We start from the raw sequence: 23,271 nt of genomic DNA, 5'->3' as shown, positions 1-23,271 counted from the left end.
TATCCCTGCGGGTTCGGCAACGGATCCGCATAGCTGCTGCAAGAGTTCTTACATGTCTGCACTTTGGCTTCTTGTGATCATACTGGCGCTGGCAGTCACCGGCTTCTTTCTTGGACGCCGACGCGCGATGGCTTCGGTCGGGGGGGATCGGCGGAAACTTCATTCCTTGCCGCATTATTATGGCTTCAATGTTGCAATGCTGGCACTGGTGCCGGCTCTTCTTGTTTTGGCACTGTGGGTTGTCGTGCAGCCCATTGCGATCAATGCCAGCGTGGCAGGCCTGATCCCCGACGGGCTTTATGAGGATGCCGGACAACTGAACCTGATCATGAGCGACGTGAACCGCGTGGCAACCGGGCTGGATCAACTGGTCCGCCAAACATCATTGACCGAGGCCGGAGTGGCCAGCCTTGACGCTGCCTCTGTTGATCTTCGCGGGCAACTGGCACAGGTCGGTGTCGCGGTTGGGGCTGATATCAGCCCCGCCATCCTGACCGCCGCGCAAGTGCTGCGCAGCAAAACTGAAACCGGCACGATGGCGTTGACAGTGATTGTCCTGATTATTGCGGCGGGCGGTTTTCTGGCCGCAATGCGCGTGACCTCGGGCACGTTCCGGGCCCGCAACCGGGTCGAGGCTGGAGTCAAGCTGTTGCTGATTGGGGCAGCATCCCTTGCCATCCTGACCACCATCGGCATTGTCCTGTCGCTGATCTTCAACACGATCAGCTTCTTTGGCATGTTTCCAGCCGGCGATTTTCTGTTCGGCACGGTCTGGAGCCCGGAGGGGCGCGGCGGATCCGAGCACTTGGGCATACTGCCGCTTCTGTGGGGCACGCTTTATATCTCGCTCGTCGCGTTACTGGTCGCAGTGCCCATCGGCCTGTTCGCGGCGATCTATCTGGCCGAATACGCCAACCGGGCCACCCGCGCCTTCGCCAAGCCTATGCTGGAGGTTCTGGCGGGCATTCCCACCATCGTCTATGGTCTGTTTGCCCTGACCGTGGTCGGACCGATGCTGGTTACTGTATTCGGTGCGGACGGGTTGGGGTGGATGCAAGGCGCGCGGTCGGTGATGACAGCAGGGCTGGTCATGGGCATCATGCTGATCCCGTTTGTCAGCTCTCTGTCCGATGACATCATCAACGCGGTGCCGCAGGCGATGCGCGATGGCTCGTACGGGCTGGGCGCGACACAATCGGAAACCGTTCGTCAGGTGGTTCTGCCGGCTGCCCTTCCGGGCATCGTGGGTGCCGTGCTGCTGGCCGCCAGCCGCGCGATTGGCGAAACCATGATTGTGGTGATGGGGGCAGGGGCTGCCGCCCGGCTGGACCTGAACCCGTTCGAAGCAATGACGACCGTCACCGCCAAGATTGTCAGCCAGTTGACCGGCGACAGCGATTTTGCCAGCCCCGAGGCGCTGGTCGCCTTCGCGCTTGGTATGACCCTGTTCATCCTGACCCTTGGTCTCAATGTCCTTGCGCTCTACATCGTGCGCAAATACCGGGAGCAATACGAATGACCGACGCCGCTTTTCCAAACGGTGCCAACGGGTCCGCGCCGCGCGCGCCATCGTCGCTTCTGACCCAAGACGCCCGCACCAAGAAGCGCAACGCCGCCGAGGCCCGGTTTCGCGCCGGTGGCATCATGGCCATCGCGGTTGGCCTGATCTTTCTGGTGGTGCTGATCAGCTCGATCATCCTCAAAGGTGTGGGCGCGTTTCAGCAGAGTTTCATCACCCTGAATGTCGAGCTTCAGGAAGCGAAACTGGACAAGTCCGGGTCCCGTGACATCGAGGCCATCAAGAAGGTGACAACCTTCGGATATAACCCGCTGATTGATGATGCACTCGCACGCGCGATTGCCGAGATCGGGGCCGATAACCCGTTCAGCAAAGGCAAAGACCTGCGCAAGATGATCAGTTCGGGCGCAGCGGCAGACATTCGCGACCATGTCATCGCCAACCCGGATCAGATCGGTGAGACCGTGACGTTCAAGCTGCTGGCCTCGTCCCGTGTCGACGGCTATCTGAAGGGCCGCGTGACCCGTGAAAGCCTGGCCCGCGACAAGAACCTGACACCAGAACATCTTGATGTCATTGATGCGCTCACAGACGCGGGTGTGGTGACGAAATCGTTCAACCTTGACTTCATCACCGGCGCGGATGCGTCGGAAAGTCGCCCGGAACAGGCTGGAATCGGAGTCTCTATGCTGGGCAGTTTCTATATGATGCTTGTGGTGCTGGCCTGCGCTTTGCCCATCGGCGTGGCTGCGTCCATTTATCTGGAGGAATTTGCCCCGCAGAACGGGTTTACCGATCTGATCGAAGTCAATATCTCAAACCTTGCGGCGGTGCCGTCCATCGTGTTTGGCATCCTTGGTCTGGCCGTGTTCATCCAGTTCGCACATTTGCCGCAATCCGCCCCACTGGTCGGCGGGCTGGTCCTGACCCTTATGACGCTGCCAACCATCATCATTTCGACTCGCGCGTCTCTGAAATCAGTCCCACCCTCGATCCGCGAAGCCGCTTTGGGGGTAGGGGCCTCGAAAATGCAGACCGTGTTTCACCACGTGCTGCCGCTGGCCATGCCGGGCATCCTGACCGGCACCATCATCGGTTTGGCTCAGGCGCTTGGCGAAACCGCGCCGCTGCTTCTGATCGGCATGGTGGGCTACATCGCGTCGAACTATCCCGATGGTCTAATCGAAGGTTTCATGGCGCCGAACTCGGCCATGCCTGCGCAGATCTATGAATGGGCCAAGCGTGCCGATCCGGCCTATTATGAACGCGCCTGGGGCGGCATCATCATCCTGCTTCTCTTTTTGATGAGCATGAATATCCTTGCGATCATCCTGCGCCGCCGGTTTGAACGCCGCTGGTGAGCCGCAAAAAAGAATGCGAAAGACCGAACCCATGAACGATATGACAAAGATTGAAAGGACCGCCGCGATGCACGACATCAAGATCACGGCAAAAGGCGTGCAGGTCCATTACGGCGACACGCATGCCATCAAGGATGTGTCGGTCGATATTCAGGACAACACCGTCACGGCCTTCATCGGCCCGTCAGGCTGTGGAAAATCCACATTTCTGCGCTGCCTGAACCGGATGAACGACACCATCGACATCTGTCGGGTCGAAGGCGATATTCGCCTGGACGGCGAAGACATCTATGACAAACGCGTCGATCCTGTTCAGTTGCGCGCCAAGGTCGGTATGGTGTTCCAGAAACCCAATCCGTTTCCCAAGTCGATCTATGACAACATCGCCTATGGGCCGCGCATTCACGGTCTGTCCCGCAACAAGGCCGACCTGGACGAGATTGTCGAAAAATCACTGCGCCGCGGTGCCATCTGGGACGAGGTGAAAGACCGACTGCACGCACCCGGCACCGGGCTGTCCGGCGGACAGCAGCAGCGTCTGTGCATCGCCCGAGCCATTGCGACCGAACCCGAGGTTCTTCTGATGGACGAACCGTGCTCGGCGCTTGACCCGATTGCCACCGCGCAGGTGGAAGAACTGATCGACGAACTGCGCGAGAACTACTCGGTGGTGATCGTCACCCATTCGATGCAGCAGGCCGCGCGGGTCAGTCAGAAAACCGCGTTCTTCCATCTGGGCAACCTGGTGGAATATGGGGATACGGATCGGATATTCACCAACCCCACAGACCCCCGCACCGAAAGCTATATCACCGGCCGGATCGGCTGACGACGGATCGCCTCTCAAAGGGCAGGAGACATACATGACCGACCAACATATCGCATCCGCCTTCGACCGCGACCTGGAAGAAATCCAGGCTCATCTGATGAAAATGGGCGGGATGGTCGAAGACGCCATCCGCGAAGGTGCCAAATCGTTGAAGCGTCGGGACGAAGAATTGGCCGATACCGTGCGCAAGAACGACAAGAAGATCGACGCGCTGGACCTGCAAATTCAGGAAGAATGCGCGCGTGTTCTGGCCCTGCGTCAGCCGATTGCATCCGATTTGCGCACGGTTCTGACCGTGATGAAAGTGGCCGCGAACCTGGAACGGATCGGCGACTATGCCAAGAACATGGCCAAGCGCACCACTGTTCTGGTGCATATGCCTCCCATCGACGGCGCTTCAGGGGCGATCAAACGGATGGCCGGGGAAGCGCAATCCATGCTGACAGACGCACTGGATGCCTATATCCGCCGCGATGCCGATCTGGCGCATGATGTGCGCCAGCGTGACCTTGAGATTGACCAGATGTATAACGCGCTGTTTCGTGAGTTTCTGACTTTCATGATGGAAGACCCGCGCAATATTTCATCCTGCATGCATCTTCATTTCATCGCCAAGAACATCGAACGGATGGGGGATCATGTGACCTCGATCGCGGATCAGGTGATCTATCTGGTGACAGGAGAAATGCCGGACGAGGCGCGCCCGAAAGGCAATGCGCCCAACTACGAGATCCCAAGCTCCAGTGAAACGGGGGCCAAGGGATGAGTGCAGATAAGCCCTGCGTTTTGCTGGTCGAAGACGAACCAGCCCAGCGAGAGGTCCTGCGCTATAACCTCAGCGCCGAAGGCTATGACGTCACCATGGCCGAAAACGGTGATGAGGCGCTGATCCTGATTGATGAGGTTACGCCAGACCTTGTGCTGCTGGATTGGATGGTGCCCGGTGTGTCCGGCATCGAAATTTGCCGCCGCCTGAAAACGCGCAAGGAAACCCGCACCATCCCGGTGATCATGCTGTCAGCCCGATCAGAAGAGGTTGACCGCGTGCGGGGACTGGAAACCGGCGCTGACGACTACGTGGTCAAGCCGTTCTCGGTCAGTGAACTGATGGCCCGCATCCGCACCCAGTTGCGACGCACACGTCCGGCGGCGGTGGGGCAGCGGCTGGAGTATCAGGATATCCTGCTGGACGGCGAAAGCCACCGCGTGACGCGGGCTGGTGCGCCTGTGAAACTGGGACCGACAGAATTTCGTCTGCTGTCGACGTTGATGGAAAAACCCGGACGGGTCTGGAGCCGCGAACAATTGCTGGATCGCGTCTGGGGGCGCGATGTCTATGTCGACACGCGCACGGTCGACGTCCATGTCGGACGCTTGCGCAAGGCGCTTTGCCGACAGGGTGGTGACGATCCGCTACGCACTGTGCGCGGCACAGGATATGCACTGGGGTAGCGCGCACTGCTGCGAGCCTTTACATCGCATAATCAGTATTATGTAAAAATTATACATACAGAATGAGTGTGGGATGTTAGCTATATCCTGCAACACACTCATATCATTACACTAATGGACACCCGGCAAATGGGAATAATACCTCCATCATCCACCCTGGCGTCTGCGTCTTGCTTTCTGTGCACCGCTTAACACCACGTGTAACACAGACCGCCTCGATCTCCGCTGTGGCGGATCACGTTTGGGATAAACACTGACATCCTGTTTTTTCTCGACAATTATTGCACGAGCAGCAAAGAATGCGGTCGAGAAAAGGAATTGATTGATGATTTTGTTCGATGTTCTGGACGCGCCGCGCCGAGATTTGTCGGGAATACCTGACCCTGCCGCATGTCTACCAACATCATGGTATGACAGCATTGTAGAAGCCGGGACGATCTGAATGGATCCTACACTCGATTACATGGCGCGGATATGTCATTGCACGTCCATCGCAGAGCTTTGGGATATTCACTGTGAGGCGATGAATGAATTTGGGTTTGACCGGCTGGTCTATGGTTGCACCCATTTCACAACGCCGACATCGCTTGGCCCGCGTGAAGATACGTTAATACTGTCTTCTCATCCCCCCGAATACGTAAAACTTCTCTATACCGATGACGAACTGTACCGCCATTCTCCGATGATCGAATGGGCATCGAAGAACAGCGGCGCTTGCAGTTGGTCCTGGGTGCGTGAAAACATCGACAAGCTTTCGGAAGGCGGTCTGAAGGTTCGGGACATCAACCGTCAAATGAATGTCACCGCAGGCTATACGATCTCGTTTCCGGAATCCGCCAAACGTGCCCGTGCATTGATGGCGTTGACTGCCAGGAACGGGCTGACTCAGGATGAGGTCGATCAGATTTGGGAAGAGCATGGCAAGAGAATCGAGACCATGAATCATGTCGTGCATCTGAAAATAATGTCCCTGCCCCAACAAACCGATCGTGCGAAGCTGTCGGCACGCCAGCGCGAAGTGCTGGAATGGGTGGGCATCGGCAAGACCAATCAGGACATCGCGACGATCATCGGCGTTTCGGCTGCCACGGTCGAGAAGCATTTGCGAATCGCCCGGTCCAAACTTGGGGTTGATACAACTGCGCAGGCAATCCTCAAAATCTCATACCTGAATCAAATTCGCTCCCCTCATGGTTGATTGAATTGACCCTAGGGAACTTATTCAAGATAATTTCACGCCATTGTAGACCGTCTGCGAACAAAAAATCACATCTAGTTGACCTAACGGTACGGAAACCCTGACTTCCATTTCGCTTCATTTTGAGGCATTATAGTATTGTTCCGTGAGTGGTGGCTTTATAGCCGTTGGAACTTGAAGGGGTGGACGTACTGCGATTTCAGACAACGTCTCATTCTTCCGGGAAACCGGGAGCTGGTGCTGATGGAGTATTTTTCCCAGAGGCACCAGCAACCTAAAGTACCCGGAAATCTAGAAAGAAACATACATGTCCCGTGTGGGTCTTTTGCGGCGTCAACCTTCCCGTTGGCGCCGCGCTTCATTTGGTGCCAGGTGCGATCAGCCATCCCGCTCTTTTCTTGCCCGATCAATACAAAAAAGGGCCGGTCGCCCGGCCCTCTCTGGACATCGTGGTGAAACCTGATCAGCCGTGTACGGCAGCCGCCACTTCGGCGGCGAAATCAGCCTCTTCTTTTGCGATCCCTTCGCCCACCTCCATGCGGACATAGCCAACGATCACGGCACCGGCTTCTTTGGCGGCGGCCTCGACGGTCAGATCTGGATTGATCACAAAATCCTGACCCAGCAAAGTCACTTCGGCCAGGAATTTCTTCATGCGGCCTTTGATCATGTTCTCGATGATGTTTTCGGGCTTGCCGCTTTCGCGAGCTTGCTCGGTCAGGATCGAGCGCTCTTTCTCAACGACGGTCGCGTCAAGCTCGGCTTCGTTCAGGGCTTGCGGGCTGGCCGCCGCAATGTGCATGGCAACCTGACGACCGAATTCTTCCGAACCACCATTCATCGCAACCAAGACGCCGATTTTGCCCATGCCGTCCGCAGCTGCATTGTGGACATAGGTCACAACGGTTTCACCTTCGACCGATGCCATGCGACGCAGCGACATGTTTTCACCGATGGTGGCGATCTTGTTGGTGATCGTGTCGGCGACCGACTTGCCACCCAGGTCAGCCGCGTTCAGCGCGTCCAGATCGCTGGCGCTTAGGGCTGCATTCGCGATCCCCGAAACCATCTGCTGAAACTCGGCGTTCTTGGCAACGAAGTCGGTTTCCGAGTTCACTTCAACGGCGACGCCCTTGCCGCCGGACACGGCGACGGCCACCAGACCTTCGGCGGCCGTGCGGCCTGCTTTCTTGGCGGCTTTCGCCAGACCTTTGGTGCGCAGCCAGTCGACGGCGGCGTCCATGTCGCCATCATTTTCGACCAGTGCTTTTTTCGCGTCCATCATCCCAACGCCGGTGGATTCGCGCAGTTCTTTGACGAGTGCAGCAGTGATTGCCATATCTCAGCTCCTTGGTGTCTCGGGGTCTGGGGCGTTATATACCCGCCCCCGGATCATTTCTGTATCAAGAAATGCGAGGCAGATCGCCCTGCCCCGCAATTGTGCGGTCGTTACTCGACCGGCGCAGCTTCTTCAGCAGCTTCAGCAACAGCTTCTTCGGTCGGAGCTTCTTCCATCGCACCGAGATCAACGCCAGCTGCGCCCAGTTGGGCCGACATACCGTCCAGGGCCGAACGCGACGCCAGATCGCAGTAAAGCGCAATGGCACGGGCCGCGTCGTCGTTGCCCGGAATGATATAATCCACACCTTCCGGCGGGCAGTTGGTGTCAACCACGGCCACGACCGGGATGCCCAGCTTGTTGGCTTCGGCAATCGCCAGCGCTTCTTTTTTCACGTCGATGACGAACAGCAAATCGGGCACACCGCCCATTTCGCGAATGCCGCCCAGTGACGCTTGCAGTTTCGCCTGCTCGCGTTCAATGCCCAGACGCTCTTTCTTGGTCAGGCCTTCAGCACCGTTCGCAAGTTTCTCGTCGTATTCTTTCAGACGGTTGATCGACTGTGACACGGTCTGCCAGTTGGTCAGCGTGCCACCGAGCCAACGGTGGTTCATGTAATACTGCGCCGACTTCTCGGCGGCTTCAGCGATTGCTCCAGCGGCTTGACGCTTGGTGCCAACGAACAGCACGCGGCCACCCTTGGCGACTGTTTCGCGTACCGCGTTCAGTGCGGCGTCGAGCATCGGCATCGTTTGTGTCAGGTCAAGGATGTGAATCCCGTTGCGCTCACCATAGATGAACGGGCCCATACGGGGGTTCCAGCGTTGAGTCTGGTGGCCAAAGTGAACGCCAGCTTCCAATAGCTGACGCAGTGAGAAATCAGGCAGCGCCATGTTCTTTTCCTTTCCGGTTTCTACCTTGACGGGGCCATACGAGCAGTTCATGTCCTTGAAATCTAACCACTTTCACGGCTTCGATCTCTTGGTCATTCCCCGGCTCAACCGGCGGACGTCCGAGGATGTCTCCCTCATCAGCCCAACCCCGCCTGTGGATTGATGGGGGGCGTATAGACCCCAACCCGGGGACTGACAAGCCCAAAATGCGGGGCTTTGGCTATATTTTGTTGGTTCTTGCTGTGTCGATCGGTTGCCGGCTGATCCGCTCTTGTGTCACGCTGCAATCCTCGGCAAACAGACAGCATGACGTTGACACATGATATTCTTTGCATCGGGTCCGTGCTGTGGGACGTGATCGGGCGCACACAGCACCCGATGCGCATCGGCTCGGACGAACCGGGGCGCATCACGCGACTGCCGGGCGGTGTGGCCATGAACATCGCCATGACGGCGCAACGATTTGATCTGCGCCCCGCCCTTTTGACCGCGATTGGCCGTGATGCCGAAGGGGAAGATCTGTTGGCCGAATGCGGCGCGCGCGGCATGGTCACGAGCTATGTTTACCGCCCGCCTGGTTTGCCCACCGATGTCTATATGGCCATCGAAGGGCCGCAGGGGCTGGTCGCTGCATTGGCGGATGCCCATTCTCTGGAAGCTGCTGGTGATGCAATTCTGGCACCGCTGGAAGACGGCTCGCTTGGCTCTGCCAACAAACCATATGCGGGCGTTATTGCGCTGGATGGCAACCTGACGCTGCCTTTATTGTCGGACATCGCGGGTCGCCCCAGCTTCGCCGACGCCGACCTGCGCGTGGCCCCGGCCAGTCCCGGCAAGGCGCGCCGATTGGCACCCCTGATGGGACACCCGGGCGCCACCCTTTATGTCAACCGCGAAGAGGCCGGATACCTGGCCAATCAGCGGTTCGACAATGCGCTTGAAGCGGCCGAGGGGCTGCTGGCCGCCGGGGCGAACCGTGTGCTTGTCACTGATGGCGGCAGCTTCGCCGCAGATGGCAGCAAGCTGCGCGGGGTGATCCAAACCCCCTGCCCCGCCGTGCGTGTGCGCCGGATCACCGGTGCGGGCGACACTTTCATGGCCGCACATATTGCCGCCGAAATGGCGGGCAAAAATCCGGCTGAAGCGCTGGCGCATGCCCAGGAAACCGCCGCCCATTACGTATCCGGAGAAGACGACACATGACCCTGCCCCTGACCTTTTCGCCCGAGGTTGAAACAGCGCGCAAAATTGGCCAACCCATCGTGGCGCTGGAAAGCACGATCATCACCCATGGGATGCCGTGGCCGCAGAATGTCGAAACCGCCCGCGAGGTCGAAGCCGTCATTCGCGAAAACGGCGCTGTGCCGGCCACCATCGCAATTCTTGATGGACGACTGCATATCGGTCTGACCGATACCGAGCTTGAGACTTTGGGCCAGGCCCAGAACGTGGCAAAACTGTCGCGCGCCGATCTGGCCGCTTGCATCGCGACCGGCGGCACGGGCGCGACCACAGTGGCCGCCACGATGATCGCGGCGCATCTTGCGGGAATTGAAGTCTTTGCGACGGGCGGAATCGGCGGCGTGCATCGTGGGGCCGAGACAAGCTTCGACATTTCTGCCGATCTGCAAGAGCTTGCCAAGACGCCAGTGACGGTTGTCGGGGCCGGTGCGAAAGCCATTCTCGATTTGCCAAAGACGCTTGAAGTGCTGGAAACGCTGGGCGTTCCGGTCATCGCATATGGCCAGACGGACTTTCCGGCTTTCTGGTCGCGCAGTTCCGGACTTCCTGCACCCTTGTCGATGGATGATCCCGCCCAGATCGCGGCGGCAATGAAAGTGCGGCGCAGCATGGGCCTGACGGGTGGTCATTTCATTGCCAACCCGATTCCCGAGGCGGACGAGATTCCCACCGAGGTGATCACCCCGGTTATCGAAGAGGCTCTGACCGCCGCCGCTGCGGAGCGGATCGCGGCCAAGTCAGTAACTCCCTATCTGTTGGATCGCATCTTCCACGCGACCGACGGGGCGTCGTTGGTGGCGAATATTGCCCTTGTCAAAAACAACGCGCGCCTTGCGGCACGCATCGCTTGTGAATTGAAGGCCTGAACACAGTTCGGTGATAAAAGTCAGTGGTGAAAAGCCGCCGGTCCCACGCCGATGCCGGTCGGCCGCGACTTACGCGCCCATCGCGATTTTTGCGTCCAATTCGGCAGGCTCCGGGTCGCGCAGGACATAGCCACGCCCCCAGACCGTTTCGATATGGCTGTCGCCTCCGGTTGCCGTAGACAATTTCTTGCGCAGTTTGCAGATAAATACGTCGATGATCTTCAGTTCCGGCTCGTCCATCCCGCCGTAAAGGTGATTCAGGAACATCTCTTTCGTCAGGGTTGTGCCCTTGCGCAACGACAGAAGCTCCAACATCTGGTATTCCTTGCCGGTCAAATGAACGGTGCGCCCGTCAACATCGACGGTTTTTGCATCCAGATTGACGGCAATAGGTCCGGTCTTGATAACCGATTGCGAATGTCCTTTCGACCGGCGAATGATTGCGTGGATGCGGGCAATCAGTTCTTCCCGGTGGAATGGTTTGGTCATGTAATCATCAGCCCCGAACCCAAAGCCCTTGATCTTGTTTTCGGTGTCATCGGCCCCGGACAGGATCAGGATCGGTGTTTCCACCCGCGCCATGCGAAGCTGACGCAAAACTTCGTGCCCATTCATGTCAGGCAGGTTCAGATCAAGAAGGATAAGATCATAGTCATAGAGCTTTGCCAGATCGATGCCTTCTTCACCAAGATCGGTTGCATAGACATTCAGATTGGCATGGGTCAGCATCAATTCGATGCTACGCGATGTTGTCGGGTCGTCTTCCACCAGAAGTATACGCATATTTCGGGTTCTCCGCTAAAAAGTCCTAATGTTCGCAGTCAGCATCTCGTGAAATGGTTAACCACACGTTACCCATGCAGAACTTTTAGCGAAAACAATCTAAGGTTGTCTATACCTTTGTAGAGAGGTGGCCTTCAACGCGGCCTCTCCGTGATCGGACACAGCCCGGATCCACTCGGCCAACTCCTCATCGGACAAGGCATAAAGCTCTTGCGCATCTCGTTCCGAAATCAACCCGGACATTACGCCCCGCACCACGGCCGCTTTACGGCTGGCGACCCAGCGCCGTGTGGTTTTCGGTGGCAGATCAGCACGCGTCATGATCGACCCATCCGGCAGGGTCACTGCGCGCGGCCCTTCAACTTTTTTCAGATACATATCCAGCCCTCACGTCTTGGTCTGTGACGATTTTCGACCGTTACACTTAAAGAGAGGTGAAGCTTCCCCTTGTTGTTCATTCGAATTTTCATATATTCCGACATTCTTCTGGAAAGGATTTGGTCATGTCCACGACCGTCAAAGCCAAAACAGCCCCGGTGCTGAATTCACTGGGCTTCGCCAAACCGCCCGCCGAGACCCGTGTCGTGGTCGCGATGTCGGGTGGCGTGGACAGTTCGGTCGTGGCCGCGATGCTGGCCGAAGAAGGCTATGATGTCATCGGCGTGACCTTGCAGCTTTACGACCACGGTGCAGCCCTTGCCAAGAAAGGCGCCTGCTGCGCCGGAATCGACATTCACGACGCTCGCCATGTTGCTGAAAGCATAGGGTTTCCGCACTACGTGCTGGATTATGAAAACATCTTTCAGGACGCTGTGATCGAGGAGTTCGCCGACAGCTATCTGGGCGGAGCCACCCCCGTGCCCTGCATCCGCTGCAACGAGCGGGTTAAATTCAAGGACCTGTTGGAAACTGCGCGCGATCTGGGGGCCGATTGCATGGCGACGGGACACTACATCCAGCGCACCGTGGGTCAGGTCGGCCCGGAGCTTCACCGCGCCGCCGATCCTGCCCGCGATCAGAGCTATTTCCTGTTCTCGACCACTGCCGAGCAGTTGAATTATCTTCGTTTCCCCCTGGGCCACCTGAAAACCAAGCATGAAACACGGGCGCTGGCGCGAAAATACGGGCTGGAAGTCGCCGACAAGCCCGACAGTCAGGACATATGCTTCGTGCCGGATGGGAACTACGCCAGCGTCATCGAAAAACTGCGCCCCGGGGCCGCCGAACCCGGCGAGATTGTGCATGCAGACGGGCGCGCGCTGGGGCAGCATGACGGCGTCATTCACTACACCATCGGCCAAAGACGCGGGCTTGGTATCGGCGGATTGTCCGATCCGCTTTACGTGGTCAAACTGGACGTGGATGCCAAGCAGGTCGTGGTCGGGCCGAAAGAGATGCTTGCCACACGCACAGTTCCTGTGCGTGAGATCAACTGGCTGGGCGACGAACCCTTCATGTCGCGCATGGAATGGCATATGGGCGTGAAAATCCGATCAACCCGCCCGCCGCGCGAGGCGATCATCCGTCCGATTTCCGAGACCGAAGCAGAGGTCGAACTTTTGACCCCCGAAGAAGGTGTCAGCCCCGGACAGGCCTGTGTGTTCTATTCATCGGACAGCTCGCGCGTCTTCGGCGGCGGCTGGATCTGGCGCGGCTGAATCGGTTTTTTTTGCTCCGGTTCACACCCCACTTGACCAATGTGATTGCGGCGGCGGAATTATGGGTTGAGAATGCGAGGGAAACGACACTGAAAAGGACTTCTGATGCGTAATCTACTTCCCGCCCTTGTCGCCGCCGCGCTGCTTGGTACGCCGGTTCTGGCTGCGGAAACCTATGAGCAGCGTTTGGCGATCGCCACCGGCTATATCGAAGCCACCCTGGAAGACATGGACATGGAAGCAATGGTCAAGACCATGTGGCAACCCCTTGTCAATGATGTCACCGCCAAAGGCATTCCCCTGAATGATGACCAGATCGCCCGGATCGACCAGCTTTATCAGGATGAAATGACCGGTCCCATGTACGATATCATGCGCGATCAGGCAGCTGTCATGGCCGAATTGTTCACATTTGACGAGATCAAGGCCATTCGCGATTTCTATGCCACCGATCTGGGTCGTTCGGCGATGAGTAAACTGCCACAGGTGACAGAACGGCAGACGCCAATGGTGATAAAAATGGTGCAGGAAAAGATGCCCGAGATCATCCCGAAAGTTCAGGCGATCCTGAGCGAAGGCGCTGAGGCAGAGTAGCGCCTAAGCTGTATCGGCTGGCGCGTCAGGCTGTTTGTGCCCGCGCCACCACGTTCAGAACCGAACGGGCGGCCCGAAGTCCGGGTGCCTCGCCCCCTTTGCCAAGACGATCCATTGTCAATGACATCGCGCTTTTTTGGGCCGAGGGGTCGGCCAGCGTTGCCAGAAGCGCCGGCGCGATCTGGTCGGGCGTGCAGTTTCGCCCAAGAAACTCCGGCACCACCCGCGTTTCGGACACCAGATTGACCAATGTCACGGTGTCGATTTTCAACAAGCGCCCGATCAAGAGCCGGCTAAGCCAGTTCATGTCATAGGCAATCACCATCGGTGTCGCGGCAGCCGCGAGTTCAAGTGATACCGTCCCGGACGCAGCTAAAGCCACATCTGCCGCCCGAAATGCGGCCCGTTTCTGATCTGCTTGATCAGCAGGGATCAGGATCGGTTGCACGGGCCATTTGGCGGTCATGTCACGCACCAGCCCGTCCACGCCCTGCGCCACCGGCAATACGACCTTGATGTCGGGGAGGTCGTGTTGAACACGGCCCAAAGTCTCGCCAAAGCGGTCAGCCAGGCGCGCCACCTCGCCCTTGCGCGATCCCGGCAATGCCAGAAGCAAGGGAACATCACCAATCCCACGATCCTCGCGAAAGGCCTGCGCCTGCGCATCCGAAGCGACCGGCTCCGCCACAACCGGATGGCCGACAAACTCGCAACTCATCCCCGCGGCTTCCATGTAAGGTGGCTCGAAGGGCAATAGCGCCAGCACATGATCGATCCACTGCGCCATTTTCTCGGCCCGTTTCGGACGCCACGCCCAGACCGAGGGCGCAACGTAGTGCACCGTGGGAATGTCGCGGCCAAAGGTCAGCCCCTCAACTTCATCCTCTTTCACGATCCGCGCCACGCGCAGACAGAAATCCGGACTGTCGATCGTGATCATCACATCGGGACTGGCTTTAATCACTGCCTCGGCCGTTTCACGGATGCGGCGTTTCAGGTGGAAATATTTGGGTGCGACCTCGGCAATACCCATGACAGACAGGTCGGACATGGGAAATTGCGATTGCAATCCTTCACCAGCCATCGCGGTGCCACCGATGCCCAGAAACTCGACGTCATCCACCACAGATTTCAGTCCCGCCATCAGCGCCGCGCCCAACCGATCACCCGAGGGTTCGCCCGCGATCAGGAACACCTTCATGGCGTGGCCCCGCGCACGTCCAGGAAAAGATCATGCTCTTCAATCAATCGTACGACTTCGTCTTGCTCCATAACGATCACATCGCCTGCCGGTATCACGATGCCGCCCAGGCCCGCCTTGGCCACCGCCTCCACGGTTGCCGGGCCAATGGTCGGGATATCCATGCGCTGGTCTTGTCCGGGTTTGGAACGTTTTACAAACACGCCACGCGCGCCCAGCTTCAGATGTTCGGGAGATTCAGATACGAAACGCAACAACGCATCGGTGCCCTGAATGGTCTCGATCCCCAGACATTGTCCGCCCGCCACAACTGCCCCCTGCGCCAGATCTTCAGGGACCAACGTGTTCAGAATGGACCAGGCACGATCCGCATCCCGGCGGTCCTGATCGCTGGGGGTGCGACCGATGACCGTGGCGTCAAGGCTCAGCCCTTGCGCCACATCGGTGGCGGCGACCACCTGAAACCCCTGTTCTTCGAAAACCTCGGCCACCAGCCGCAAAAGCGCGTCATCGCCCTTGCCCAGAACCGCCTTGACCCGAGGAAACAGGCCCAGAGTCACACGGTCCATCCGCAAGGGGTTCAGCTTAGGGCGATCAACCTTGCCCGCAAAAACCACGCGCGCGACCCCTGCCCCGCGCATGGATTTGAACAAGGCACCCAGTTTTTCATAGCTCGCCTCGACCAGTTCATGCCCGTCCGGGGCGGCCACTTCGACGCCCTTGATCGTCACGAACAGCGCGCCCGGATTGCTGGCGGCAATGCGGTGCGGCAGGTCCCCGGTTCCGGCGATGATGGCAAGGCGGTCGGTCATTGCTGCTCGCTATTTTGGGGTCAGGAAACCACGGTCGCTGTCACCGGTGATAAAGGCAACCAGTTCGCGAACATAGTCGCTGTCTGCGCTGTCCGCCAAACCGGCGGCGCGGTCGCGAAACGACCCCTCGCCGTTTTTCAATACCTGCAAGGCAGACCGTAAGGCCGCGATATCAGCTCGCGCCACCCCACGACGTTTCAACCCGACAAGGTTCAACCCGTCCAGTTCCGCGCGCGGCCCTTGCACCAAAGCATGTGGCAAAACATCGGCTGTCACCATCGACAAGGCGCCGATGATCGCACCGCGACCGATGCGGATCCATTGATGCAACCCGGACAGACCCCCGACGATCACATCATCTTCGATGACCACATGACCGGCCACCGCGACATTGTTGACCAAAATGACGTTGTTGCCAATCTGGGCGTCATGGGCCACATGGCTGCCCGCCATGAACAACCCATCGTCACCAATGCGCGTGACAAAGCCGCCGCCGGCGGTGCCGGTGTTCATGGTGACATGTTCACGGATGCGGTTGCGTTTGCCAATCACCAGCCGCGTATCCTCGCCCGCGAATTTCAAATCCTGTGGAATCTCGCCAATCACCGAAAACGGAAAAATCACAGTCTCGTCGCCTATTTCGGTATCGCCGGTGATCACCACATGGGATTTCACCTCGACCCCGGCACCAAGCCTGACCTTCGGGCCGATCACGCAAAACGGGCCGATCCGGCACTCGGCACCAACAACCGCGCCGTCTTCTATGATCGCGCTGGCATGAACCAGGGCTGTGGGATCAACGCCCCCTTTGGCAGTCATCGGTCAGCCTTTCCCGCCGGTCACGTCGATCATTGCCATAAAGGTCGCCTCGCAGGCCAATTGGTCACCGACCATGGCGCGCCCGTCGAATTTCCAGACCTTGGCGCCGCCGCGAATGGTGGTCACATGCAGCTCAAGCACATCGCCCGGCACGACCTTGCGACGAAACTTGGCGCTGTCAATGCCCATGAAGTAGACAACGGCTCCCGACCCGACAAGGCCCAACGACAAGGACACCATCACCGCCGAGGTCTGCGCCATCGCTTCGATGATCGTGACACCCGGCATGATCGGCAGACCCGGAAAGTGTCCCTGGAAATGCGGCTCGTTCATCGTGACCATCTTGATGCCCTTGGCAAATTCCTTGGCGCGAATATCCTCGACCCGGTCCACCAGCAAAAAAGGATAGCGGTGGGGAATACATTGCTGGATCAGTTGGATATCTGCGGTGCTGGGCACGTCTGATGTCATAGTCACGTCCTTTGCATATGGGGCTCTTGGTGGCCCAGTCCTATCTGACTACCAGTCTGGAACGGTTGAAACAATTGCTATCAGTTATCAGGCGATGTGCCGTCCGGGGCTGCGTCCCCCAAGGGAAAGACCGGCATTTCGGGTGCGGGCTGTTCCGGGGGCACAACCTCTCCCGCCGGGGATGAGGGCGCGCTGTCTTGCAAATCGCTGCCATCACCCAGCACCTGATCGATACGCTCAACCGCAAGTTTGGTGATGTCGATGTTCTGCGTGGTCAGCAGTATGGCGCGCCGATCCAAGATGACCACAGCGCCCAATTCGCGCACCAGCTTTCCCAGAATCGGGCCGATCCGTTCAAAAAATGCGGCTTGTTCCCGTTCCAGCGTGCGGACAAATTCCTGCTCGCGTTCAGTCCCTTCAGTGCGCAGAGCTTGAACTTTTTCGTCGAACGCCTTGGCAAGTTTGCGAAAGTCATCGGGCGACATACCGTCCCGCTTATCGGTCAGTTCACGCTCTTCCTTTACCAAGGCCTCTTCGACCTTGCGCGTTTCACTGGCCAGCCGCACGCGTTCAGACTCGACCGTTTCGACCACCCTGCGGCCATATTGTGTGTCGGAAAACAGACTTTGCCGATCAATGGTGACAATCTGAGACACGGCGCTGCCAGTCTGCTGGGCCATCACCGGCGTGGGAAGTGATCCGAAAATCAGCCCCGTCGCCAATGAGACCGGAAAGAAGAACCGGACGGCATGACGCCGCAAACCGCAACATGCGTATCGCAGCGCCAGCCGGATCACTGGATCAGAACTCTGCCGAAATCGTAAGCTCGAAGCTGTTCTCTTCGTCATAGTCTTCCTTGGCCAACACATGCGAGAAGTTGAACCGAAGCGGACCGATCGGTGTGTCCCAGAAAATCGACGCCCCGATTGAGGAACGCAGATGCGCGCTGTCGTCAATCGTGCCGCCCAACGTGTCGTCCAGCCCCCACAACGTCCCGGCGTCAAGGAACAGACCGCCGGTGATGCCGTATTCTTCGGGCAAGCCAACGGGGAACTGAGCTTCAAGACGCGCGGCCGCAAACTTGTTGCCGCCCAACGTATCCTGATTGATTGCCGTCAGGTCCCGCGGTCCGATCCCATTGGTGGCAAATCCCCGCAATTTGGACGGGCCAAGGCGGAAGCGGTCCGTCACCCGCGACGGGTTGCCGTCGAGACCGTGAAGGATCCCGCCTTCGATGGTCGCCGTCAGTGTCACTTGATCGTTCCATATCTTGGTCTGAGCCTGCGCCAAGGCGGATGCCCTTGCGTATTGATAATCTGCACCCAGACCGCCCAGATCGCCGTCGAACTGAAGCAGATACCCGCGGTTCGGGTCCAACCCGGTGCGGCGCGTATCATAGCTCCAGGTCAAACCGACACCCGCGCCAACCTGCCGGCCGCGCGCGCCTTCGTTTTTCAGGACTTGCGAGCTATCATTATCGACATCGGTGATTTCCGCGCCATCGCCATACACACGCAGACCAAGCCGGGAATATTCGCTGATCGGAAACGAGATTGAAGGCCGAATTGCCAGCGAGCGCGTGTTGTAGAAGGACGAGGCGAAGGCGGTTTCCTGATAATAGGCTTCGAACCCCAGCTCCAGATCACGATCCAGGAAATTCGGCTCGGCAAATTTGAACGAGAAACTCGACGTATCCTCACCGCTTGAATAGCTGGCGCTGAGATACTGTCCGCGACCAAGGAAGTTGCGTTCCGTGAAAGCAATATTCAGACCAAAGCCGTTTTCAAGACTATAGACGCCGCCAAAACTCAGCGATCCGGTCGGGGCTTCTTCGACATCGACATCAATCACCACCTGGTCGGGTGCAGATCCCTCGCGTGCCTCGACATTCGAATTCGAGAAATATCCAAGCGCGCGCACACGTTCTGCCGCCTCGCGAATTTCGCGGGGGTTGAACGGGTCGCCTTCCACCACGCGGAACTGGTTGCGCACCACGCGATCCAACGTGGTCGCGTTGCCTTCGATGTCGATTCGTTCGACGATGATGCGCGGGCCGCGGACCAGAACCAGATCAATATCCAGCGTGCGCGCGCGTTCGTTGCGGGTCACTCGCGGTTCAACGCGGACGAAATCCTGACCATTGCGAATGGCCAGACGTTCCATTCGCGCAATGGCGTTGTCCATCAGCGCCGGGCTGTAGACAACACCCGAGCGCAATTTATGCACCGCTTGATAGTCGGCCGCGTTTATATTGTTCACCTCGGACGAGGTGGTGATGTTGCCAAACCGGAACTGTTGGCCTTCTTGCACCGAAAAGGTGATGAAGAAAGCGTCGCGCTCGCGGGAAAATTCGCTTGTGACGCCCGTGGTTTTGAAATCCACATAGCCGCGCGACAAATAGAAGTCGCGCAACACCTGCTTGTCGAACTCGATCCGTTCCGGCGCATAGGTGTCGGCCCGGATCAGGGCACGCAGGATGCCGGCCTGCTTGGTTTCAAGAACCCGCCGCAGTCGACTGTCCGAAAACTGACGGTTGCCGACAAAGGACAGACGCTCGACCTCGACATTGCGGCCTTCGACAACTTCGAACACCAGATCGACACGGTTGTTCGAGCGGCGGATGATTTTCGGTGTCACCTGCGCCGCCAATCGGCCTTGCGCCTGATACAGCTCGGTGATGGTTTGAACGTCCAGCTCCGCGTTGGCCGGACTATAGACCTGACGTGGCTGGGATTTCAGGAGGGGTGCAAAGACGTCATCTTTGACCTTGCGGTTTCCCTCGACCGATACAACATTGATGGTCGGGTATTCGCGGACCTTTACCACCAAAGTGTTGCCGCGTGGCAGGATTTGCACGTCTTCGAAAAGGCCAGAGCCGACAAGACGTTGATATCCATCATTCAACTGCGCCGCCGAGACGGCCTCTCCTTGGGCGATTCCCAGATAGGACAGGATGGTGGCGGCTTCGATCCGCTGCGTGCCCTCGATCTCGATCCGCTGGAACGCATAGGATTGCGCGACCGCAACATGCGGCACCGTGACCGTAACCCCGGTAATTGCCAGAAAAAATGCCAGCCCACCGCTGGTCAAAAGACCTTTTGCGCCGCGCCCTGTTGTCTTGAAACGGTTGCTGCCCAACCTCTTATCAAATGCCATCGTATTTACTTTCCCCAGACATCCCAGTGCCAATGTGGATAAGGGGTTGCGACGGTCTTGTCAAAGCGCGAAACAAGACTTTCGAAAGGGGGCGGCGCCGCGCCAATTCGATGACCTCCGGTGTGCGTGCGATGTAGATTGTCCAGATGCGCTCGACGCGATCAAATCCGGCATCCGGTCATGACAAACCCGCGCACAGGGTTGCTGTGGCGGGTCAAGGTGATGGTCGTGCCATCCCGGCGATTTTCGGGGGATCACAAAAGACTATGCAGCGCCGCGCTTAAGAGGAGAGCGGCTGCAATCGCGCTCGCGAAGAATAATCTATCCCAGTTCAGATCAACCAAAACAGCGAATGCGTTTGATCCGCGATCTATCCGGTCCATTGCCCAACCCTTTCAACGAGTCGCAGTTCACGACACCTCAAAGATTAAAAAGCGATTGCGGCACAACCTTTTCAGAATTGCGGCAAGATTGTGGCAAGTGCGGGTTTACAGTGGTTTCACGGGCAAAACAGGTCATTCGTGACCCCAAACACCATCAAGGACAACACCAGAGACAGACCAATTGCCAACAGAACATTAAGAACCTTGTCGGACGGTGCTTTGCCCGTCACCGCCTCCCATGCATAGAACACCAGATGTCCACCGTCCAGAACCGGGATCGGGAACAGGTTCAACAGACCGATGGCCGTCGACAGCATCGCGATAAAACTGATGAAGCTGGTGGCTCCCATCGACGCGGCCTGCCCCGAGACCTGCGCAATGCCAATTGGACCGGACAGATTGCAGCTTGAGATCGCACCGGTGATCATATGCCAAAGCCCCGACAGGCTGGCGCGGATGATATAGACCACCCGTTCAGCCCCGGACGCGACGCTTTCCCAGACACCGGGTGTGCGGGTCGCCGGTTCAAACACCATGCCCGAGGTGATGCCGATCAGCCAACGGGTTTCAAACCCGCCATCGGCGCTGGGAATGTCTTGCCGGCGCGGGGTCAGCGTTACCTCAAGCGGTTTGCCCTCGCGCACGATGCCAAGGGTCATGGGGCTTCCATCACCGTTCACCACGATCTCGCGCAGGGTGTTGAAGGTGGGCACCGGGGTGCCATCGACCGTCGCGATGAAGTCGCCTTCTTTCAAACCCGCATCAATCGCCGCCGATTGCGGGCTGACAGACCCGACAAGGGCGGGAAAGGGATGGGTTGCGGTCAGATCCATCACCTGCCCATCGCGCCGAACCCGATAGTCGATCAGGGCCGTATCGGGCAGCTTTTCGACCAATGTGGCAAAGTCCGCCAAGGGCGGAGTCTCGATCCCGGCAATCGACAGGATCTCGTCCCCGGATCTCAGGCCATCTTCCATTCCCGGCACGTCCAATGGTGTGGCAACCGACAGCGGATCACGCGCGACGCCGGTGGCAAGCGCAAGCCCGGCAAAGACAATGATCGAAAGAATGAAGTTGAAGATCGGCCCGGCTGCAACCGTGGCTGCCCGCGCCCAGAGCGGGGCCCCATGCATGGTATGGCGCCTTTCCTCGGCGCTCATCGCCGCCATGGCGTCTTCATCCGCGCTGCCCGACGCGACATTGGCGTCCCCCCGGAACTTTACATATCCGCCGATGGGGAAGGCCGCGATCTGCCATTGCGTGCCGTGTTTGTCCATCTTCGAGGTCAAAACCGGGCCCATCCCGATCGAAAACACGTCTGCCTTGATCCCGGACCACCGCCCGACGATGTAGTGGCCATATTCATGCACCGCGACAATCACCGTCAGCGCAGCCAGGAACGCCAATATCGTAAAGGCGAGGTTTCCAAAATCGGGAAGCAACCCGGTGAATTCCATGGGATGTCTCTCCTGCTCTTTTTTCTACTATTGGCCGCTTACACGGCGGGGTATGAACCGATGACTTGCTGGGCAGTTATCCGTCCCATTTGGTCGGCGGCGCGAACATTATCAAGGGTCATTGCGCCCTGCATCAGGGTCACATCTGCGTCAAGACGCGTCAAAACCTGTTCAACCACGTCAGCCATATCCATGAAACCGATGCGGCCCGCAATGAAACTGTCCAACGCCTCCTCTTTCGCCGCGTTGAAAATCGCTCCGCACAAGCCGCCTGCCGCCATCACCTCGCGCGCCAGACGCAGGGCGGGGTATCGTTGCTCGTCAGGTGCACGAAACTCCAAGGTTGCAATTTGGGCCAAATCCAGACGATCCACTGGCAATGTGCGCCGATCCGGCCAATGTAGCGCATATCCGATGGCATGGCGCATATCCGGCGCGCCAAGATGCGCCATCAAGGCACCATCGTTGAACCCGACAAGCGCGTGAACCAGACTTTGGGGGTGCACGACGACTTCGATTTGATCTGCACGAAAACCAAAATACTCTTTGGTTTCTATTACTTCCAATGCCTTATTAAACATGGATGCGCTGTCGATGGTGATGCGTTGACCCATATCCCAGTTTGGATGGGCACTGGCTTGCGCCAACGTGGCATGAGCGAGTTTTTCCAACGGCCAGTCGCGAAATGCCCCACCCGAGGCCGTGATGATCACCCGCTCGACCGCTGCCAGGTTTTCGCCTGCCAGCCCCTGAAACACCGCCGAGTGTTCGCTGTCCACGGGCAGAATGCGAGCGTGATGCGCTTTTGCCGTGGCCATGATCAGCGGCCCCGCCGTTACCAGGCTTTCCTTATTGGCCAGTGCCAGCGTCGCGCGGGCTTCCAGTGCGCGCAGACCTGGCAGCAAACCGGCCGCCCCTACGATTGCGGACATGACCCAATCGGCGGGTCGCGTGGCGGCCTCCTCAATCGCGGCCTCGCCTGCCGCAGCCTCAATCCCCGAACCGGACAACCTGTCGCGCAGGGCTGGCAGGTGCTCTTCATGCGCGGTGATCGCGATGTCCGCGTTCAGACGGATTGCATCGCGCGCCAGCAAGGCCACGTTATGCCCACCGGTCAGCGCCACAACGTCATAGGCGGCAAGGTCACGCGCGATCAGGTCAATCGTGGATTGCCCAATCGACCCGGTCGCCCCAAAGATCGAGACCCTGCGCTGCGATGTCGGTGTCATGCGCCCTGC

Annotated in this window: 22 protein-coding genes; 10 read left to right on the top strand and 12 right to left on the bottom strand. The window is 58.4% G+C overall.

The genetic code is table 11. The features are described from left to right. The first annotated feature begins 52 nt into the window (after positions 1–52). From pstC to BMY55_RS09090, 6 genes are all read left to right on the top strand, one after another. A complete protein-coding gene (gene pstC, locus BMY55_RS09115; RefSeq protein WP_091430067.1) occupies positions 53–1,519 on the top strand; it encodes a phosphate ABC transporter permease subunit PstC in 1,467 nt (488 codons plus the stop codon). After that, on the top strand, positions 1,516–2,880 hold the full coding sequence (pstA, locus tag BMY55_RS09110; RefSeq protein WP_091430065.1) for a phosphate ABC transporter permease PstA: 1,365 nt from the start codon (positions 1,516–1,518) through the stop codon (positions 2,878–2,880). Before pstC ends, pstA begins: the two co-directional genes overlap by 4 nt. Before the next feature lie 31 nt (positions 2,881–2,911). After that, on the top strand, positions 2,912–3,709 hold the full coding sequence (gene pstB / locus BMY55_RS09105; protein ID WP_091432248.1) for a phosphate ABC transporter ATP-binding protein PstB: 798 nt from the start codon (positions 2,912–2,914) through the stop codon (positions 3,707–3,709). Between the two features lie 34 nt (positions 3,710–3,743). Further along, complete coding sequence (gene phoU, locus BMY55_RS09100) at positions 3,744–4,475, top strand: phosphate signaling complex protein PhoU (RefSeq protein ID WP_091430064.1); 732 nt, start codon at positions 3,744–3,746, stop codon at positions 4,473–4,475. After that, positions 4,472–5,161, top strand: a complete 690-nt coding sequence (gene phoB / locus BMY55_RS09095; RefSeq protein WP_091430062.1) for a phosphate regulon transcriptional regulator PhoB — start codon at positions 4,472–4,474, stop codon at positions 5,159–5,161. The genes phoU and phoB overlap by 4 nt, the downstream gene beginning before the upstream one ends. Before the next feature lie 442 nt (positions 5,162–5,603). After that, entirely contained in the window at positions 5,604–6,359 is a 756-nt protein-coding gene (locus BMY55_RS09090; RefSeq protein ID WP_091430061.1) for a helix-turn-helix transcriptional regulator, read from the top strand. Between the two features lie 463 nt (positions 6,360–6,822). Here BMY55_RS09090 and tsf read toward each other — a convergent pair whose 3' ends face one another. Together tsf and rpsB are read right to left on the bottom strand one after the other, a co-directional pair. Further along, positions 6,823–7,698, bottom strand: coding sequence for a translation elongation factor Ts (gene tsf, locus BMY55_RS09085; protein WP_091430060.1), 876 nt, complete (start codon positions 7,696–7,698; stop codon positions 6,823–6,825). 110 nt (positions 7,699–7,808) lie between these two features. Then, positions 7,809–8,591 carry a 30S ribosomal protein S2 gene (gene rpsB / locus BMY55_RS09080; RefSeq protein WP_091432245.1) on the bottom strand — a complete coding sequence of 261 codons (783 nt, stop codon included), beginning with the start codon at positions 8,589–8,591 and terminating at the stop codon, positions 7,809–7,811. A 306-nt stretch (positions 8,592–8,897) separates the two neighbouring features. Between rpsB and BMY55_RS09075 the strand changes: the two genes are divergently transcribed. Continuing rightward, positions 8,898–9,794 (top strand): PfkB family carbohydrate kinase, encoded by an 897-nt coding sequence (locus tag BMY55_RS09075; RefSeq protein ID WP_091430058.1) that lies wholly within the window; start codon positions 8,898–8,900, stop codon positions 9,792–9,794. Continuing rightward, complete coding sequence (locus BMY55_RS09070) at positions 9,791–10,699, top strand: pseudouridine-5'-phosphate glycosidase (protein WP_091430057.1); 909 nt, start codon at positions 9,791–9,793, stop codon at positions 10,697–10,699. Before BMY55_RS09075 ends, BMY55_RS09070 begins: the two co-directional genes overlap by 4 nt. 69 nt (positions 10,700–10,768) lie before the next feature. On the opposite strand, the gene ctrA is transcribed toward BMY55_RS09070, so the two are convergent. Together ctrA and sciP are read right to left on the bottom strand one after the other, a co-directional pair. Then, positions 10,769–11,482: a response regulator transcription factor CtrA gene (gene ctrA / locus BMY55_RS09065; RefSeq protein WP_091430055.1), complete on the bottom strand. Its 714-nt coding sequence runs from the start codon at positions 11,480–11,482 to the stop codon at positions 10,769–10,771. Positions 11,483–11,581: 99 nt separating this feature from the next. Continuing rightward, positions 11,582–11,860: a CtrA inhibitor SciP gene (sciP, locus tag BMY55_RS09060; RefSeq protein ID WP_091430054.1), complete on the bottom strand. Its 279-nt coding sequence runs from the start codon at positions 11,858–11,860 to the stop codon at positions 11,582–11,584. 125 nt (positions 11,861–11,985) lie between these two features. Between sciP and mnmA the strand changes: the two genes are divergently transcribed. Next, positions 11,986–13,140, top strand: coding sequence for a tRNA 2-thiouridine(34) synthase MnmA (gene mnmA, locus BMY55_RS09055; RefSeq protein ID WP_091430052.1), 1,155 nt, complete (start codon positions 11,986–11,988; stop codon positions 13,138–13,140). 105 nt (positions 13,141–13,245) lie between these two features. Then, positions 13,246–13,734, top strand: a complete 489-nt coding sequence (locus tag BMY55_RS09050) for a DUF2059 domain-containing protein (protein ID WP_091430051.1) — start codon at positions 13,246–13,248, stop codon at positions 13,732–13,734. 25 nt (positions 13,735–13,759) lie between these two features. Here BMY55_RS09050 and lpxB read toward each other — a convergent pair whose 3' ends face one another. The 8 genes from lpxB to dxr all read right to left on the bottom strand — a co-directional run bounded on the left by lpxB (position 13,760) and on the right by dxr (position 23,262). Beyond that, on the bottom strand, positions 13,760–14,935 hold the full coding sequence (gene lpxB / locus BMY55_RS09045; protein ID WP_091430049.1) for a lipid-A-disaccharide synthase: 1,176 nt from the start codon (positions 14,933–14,935) through the stop codon (positions 13,760–13,762). Beyond that, positions 14,932–15,747 (bottom strand): LpxI family protein, encoded by an 816-nt coding sequence (locus BMY55_RS09040; protein WP_091430048.1) that lies wholly within the window; start codon positions 15,745–15,747, stop codon positions 14,932–14,934. The genes lpxB and BMY55_RS09040 overlap by 4 nt, the downstream gene beginning before the upstream one ends. Before the next feature lie 9 nt (positions 15,748–15,756). After that, positions 15,757–16,566, bottom strand: coding sequence for an acyl-ACP--UDP-N-acetylglucosamine O-acyltransferase (gene lpxA / locus BMY55_RS09035; RefSeq protein WP_091430046.1), 810 nt, complete (start codon positions 16,564–16,566; stop codon positions 15,757–15,759). A gap of 3 nt (positions 16,567–16,569) precedes the next feature. Continuing rightward, positions 16,570–17,037: a 3-hydroxyacyl-ACP dehydratase FabZ gene (fabZ, locus tag BMY55_RS09030; RefSeq protein ID WP_091430044.1), complete on the bottom strand. Its 468-nt coding sequence runs from the start codon at positions 17,035–17,037 to the stop codon at positions 16,570–16,572. An 80-nt stretch (positions 17,038–17,117) separates the two neighbouring features. After that, positions 17,118–17,717, bottom strand: a complete 600-nt coding sequence (locus tag BMY55_RS09025; protein ID WP_218142237.1) for an OmpH family outer membrane protein — start codon at positions 17,715–17,717, stop codon at positions 17,118–17,120. Positions 17,718–17,838: 121 nt separating this feature from the next. After that, entirely contained in the window at positions 17,839–20,193 is a 2,355-nt protein-coding gene (gene bamA, locus BMY55_RS09020) for an outer membrane protein assembly factor BamA (protein ID WP_091430041.1), read from the bottom strand. 499 nt (positions 20,194–20,692) lie between these two features. Beyond that, complete coding sequence (rseP, locus tag BMY55_RS09015; protein WP_091430039.1) at positions 20,693–22,033, bottom strand: RIP metalloprotease RseP; 1,341 nt, start codon at positions 22,031–22,033, stop codon at positions 20,693–20,695. Positions 22,034–22,071: 38 nt separating this feature from the next. Further along, positions 22,072–23,262, bottom strand: a complete 1,191-nt coding sequence (gene dxr, locus BMY55_RS09010; protein WP_091430038.1) for a 1-deoxy-D-xylulose-5-phosphate reductoisomerase — start codon at positions 23,260–23,262, stop codon at positions 22,072–22,074. Positions 23,263–23,271: the final 9 nt, after the last annotated feature.

Origin of the sequence: Aliiroseovarius sediminilitoris (assembly GCF_900109955.1) — a bacterium.
GTDB classification, from domain to species: domain Bacteria; phylum Pseudomonadota; class Alphaproteobacteria; order Rhodobacterales; family Rhodobacteraceae; genus Aliiroseovarius; species Aliiroseovarius sediminilitoris.
Note: the sequence above shows the minus strand (reverse complement) of the source record. Positions and strands in the feature narration are given on the sequence as shown.

Excerpts from the sequence above, each read along its gene's own strand:
- BMY55_RS09070 (WP_091430057.1), top strand. The coding sequence starts at position 9,791 with ATGACCCTGCCCCTGACCTTTTCGCCCGAGGTTGAAACAGCGCGCAAA.
- bamA (WP_091430041.1), bottom strand. The coding sequence starts at position 20,193 with ATGGCATTTGATAAGAGGTTGGGCAGCAACCGTTTCAAGACAACAGGG.
- BMY55_RS09090 (WP_091430061.1), top strand. The coding sequence starts at position 5,604 with ATGGATCCTACACTCGATTACATGGCGCGGATATGTCATTGCACGTCC.
- BMY55_RS09025 (WP_218142237.1), bottom strand. The coding sequence starts at position 17,717 with ATGGCCCAGCAGACTGGCAGCGCCGTGTCTCAGATTGTCACCATTGAT.
- phoB (WP_091430062.1), top strand. The coding sequence starts at position 4,472 with ATGAGTGCAGATAAGCCCTGCGTTTTGCTGGTCGAAGACGAACCAGCC.
- BMY55_RS09050 (WP_091430051.1), top strand. The coding sequence starts at position 13,246 with ATGCGTAATCTACTTCCCGCCCTTGTCGCCGCCGCGCTGCTTGGTACG.
- BMY55_RS09075 (WP_091430058.1), top strand. The coding sequence starts at position 8,898 with ATGACGTTGACACATGATATTCTTTGCATCGGGTCCGTGCTGTGGGAC.
- lpxB (WP_091430049.1), bottom strand. The coding sequence starts at position 14,935 with ATGAAGGTGTTCCTGATCGCGGGCGAACCCTCGGGTGATCGGTTGGGC.
- fabZ (WP_091430044.1), bottom strand. The coding sequence starts at position 17,037 with ATGACATCAGACGTGCCCAGCACCGCAGATATCCAACTGATCCAGCAA.
- BMY55_RS09040 (WP_091430048.1), bottom strand. The coding sequence starts at position 15,747 with ATGACCGACCGCCTTGCCATCATCGCCGGAACCGGGGACCTGCCGCAC.
- mnmA (WP_091430052.1), top strand. The coding sequence starts at position 11,986 with ATGTCCACGACCGTCAAAGCCAAAACAGCCCCGGTGCTGAATTCACTG.
- sciP (WP_091430054.1), bottom strand. The coding sequence starts at position 11,860 with ATGTATCTGAAAAAAGTTGAAGGGCCGCGCGCAGTGACCCTGCCGGAT.
- dxr (WP_091430038.1), bottom strand. The coding sequence starts at position 23,262 with ATGACACCGACATCGCAGCGCAGGGTCTCGATCTTTGGGGCGACCGGG.
- lpxA (WP_091430046.1), bottom strand. The coding sequence starts at position 16,566 with ATGACTGCCAAAGGGGGCGTTGATCCCACAGCCCTGGTTCATGCCAGC.
- pstB (WP_091432248.1), top strand. The coding sequence starts at position 2,912 with ATGAACGATATGACAAAGATTGAAAGGACCGCCGCGATGCACGACATC.
- ctrA (WP_091430055.1), bottom strand. The coding sequence starts at position 11,482 with ATGCGTATACTTCTGGTGGAAGACGACCCGACAACATCGCGTAGCATC.
- rpsB (WP_091432245.1), bottom strand. The coding sequence starts at position 8,591 with ATGGCGCTGCCTGATTTCTCACTGCGTCAGCTATTGGAAGCTGGCGTT.
- pstA (WP_091430065.1), top strand. The coding sequence starts at position 1,516 with ATGACCGACGCCGCTTTTCCAAACGGTGCCAACGGGTCCGCGCCGCGC.
- tsf (WP_091430060.1), bottom strand. The coding sequence starts at position 7,698 with ATGGCAATCACTGCTGCACTCGTCAAAGAACTGCGCGAATCCACCGGC.
- pstC (WP_091430067.1), top strand. The coding sequence starts at position 53 with ATGTCTGCACTTTGGCTTCTTGTGATCATACTGGCGCTGGCAGTCACC.
- phoU (WP_091430064.1), top strand. The coding sequence starts at position 3,744 with ATGACCGACCAACATATCGCATCCGCCTTCGACCGCGACCTGGAAGAA.
- rseP (WP_091430039.1), bottom strand. The coding sequence starts at position 22,033 with ATGGAATTCACCGGGTTGCTTCCCGATTTTGGAAACCTCGCCTTTACG.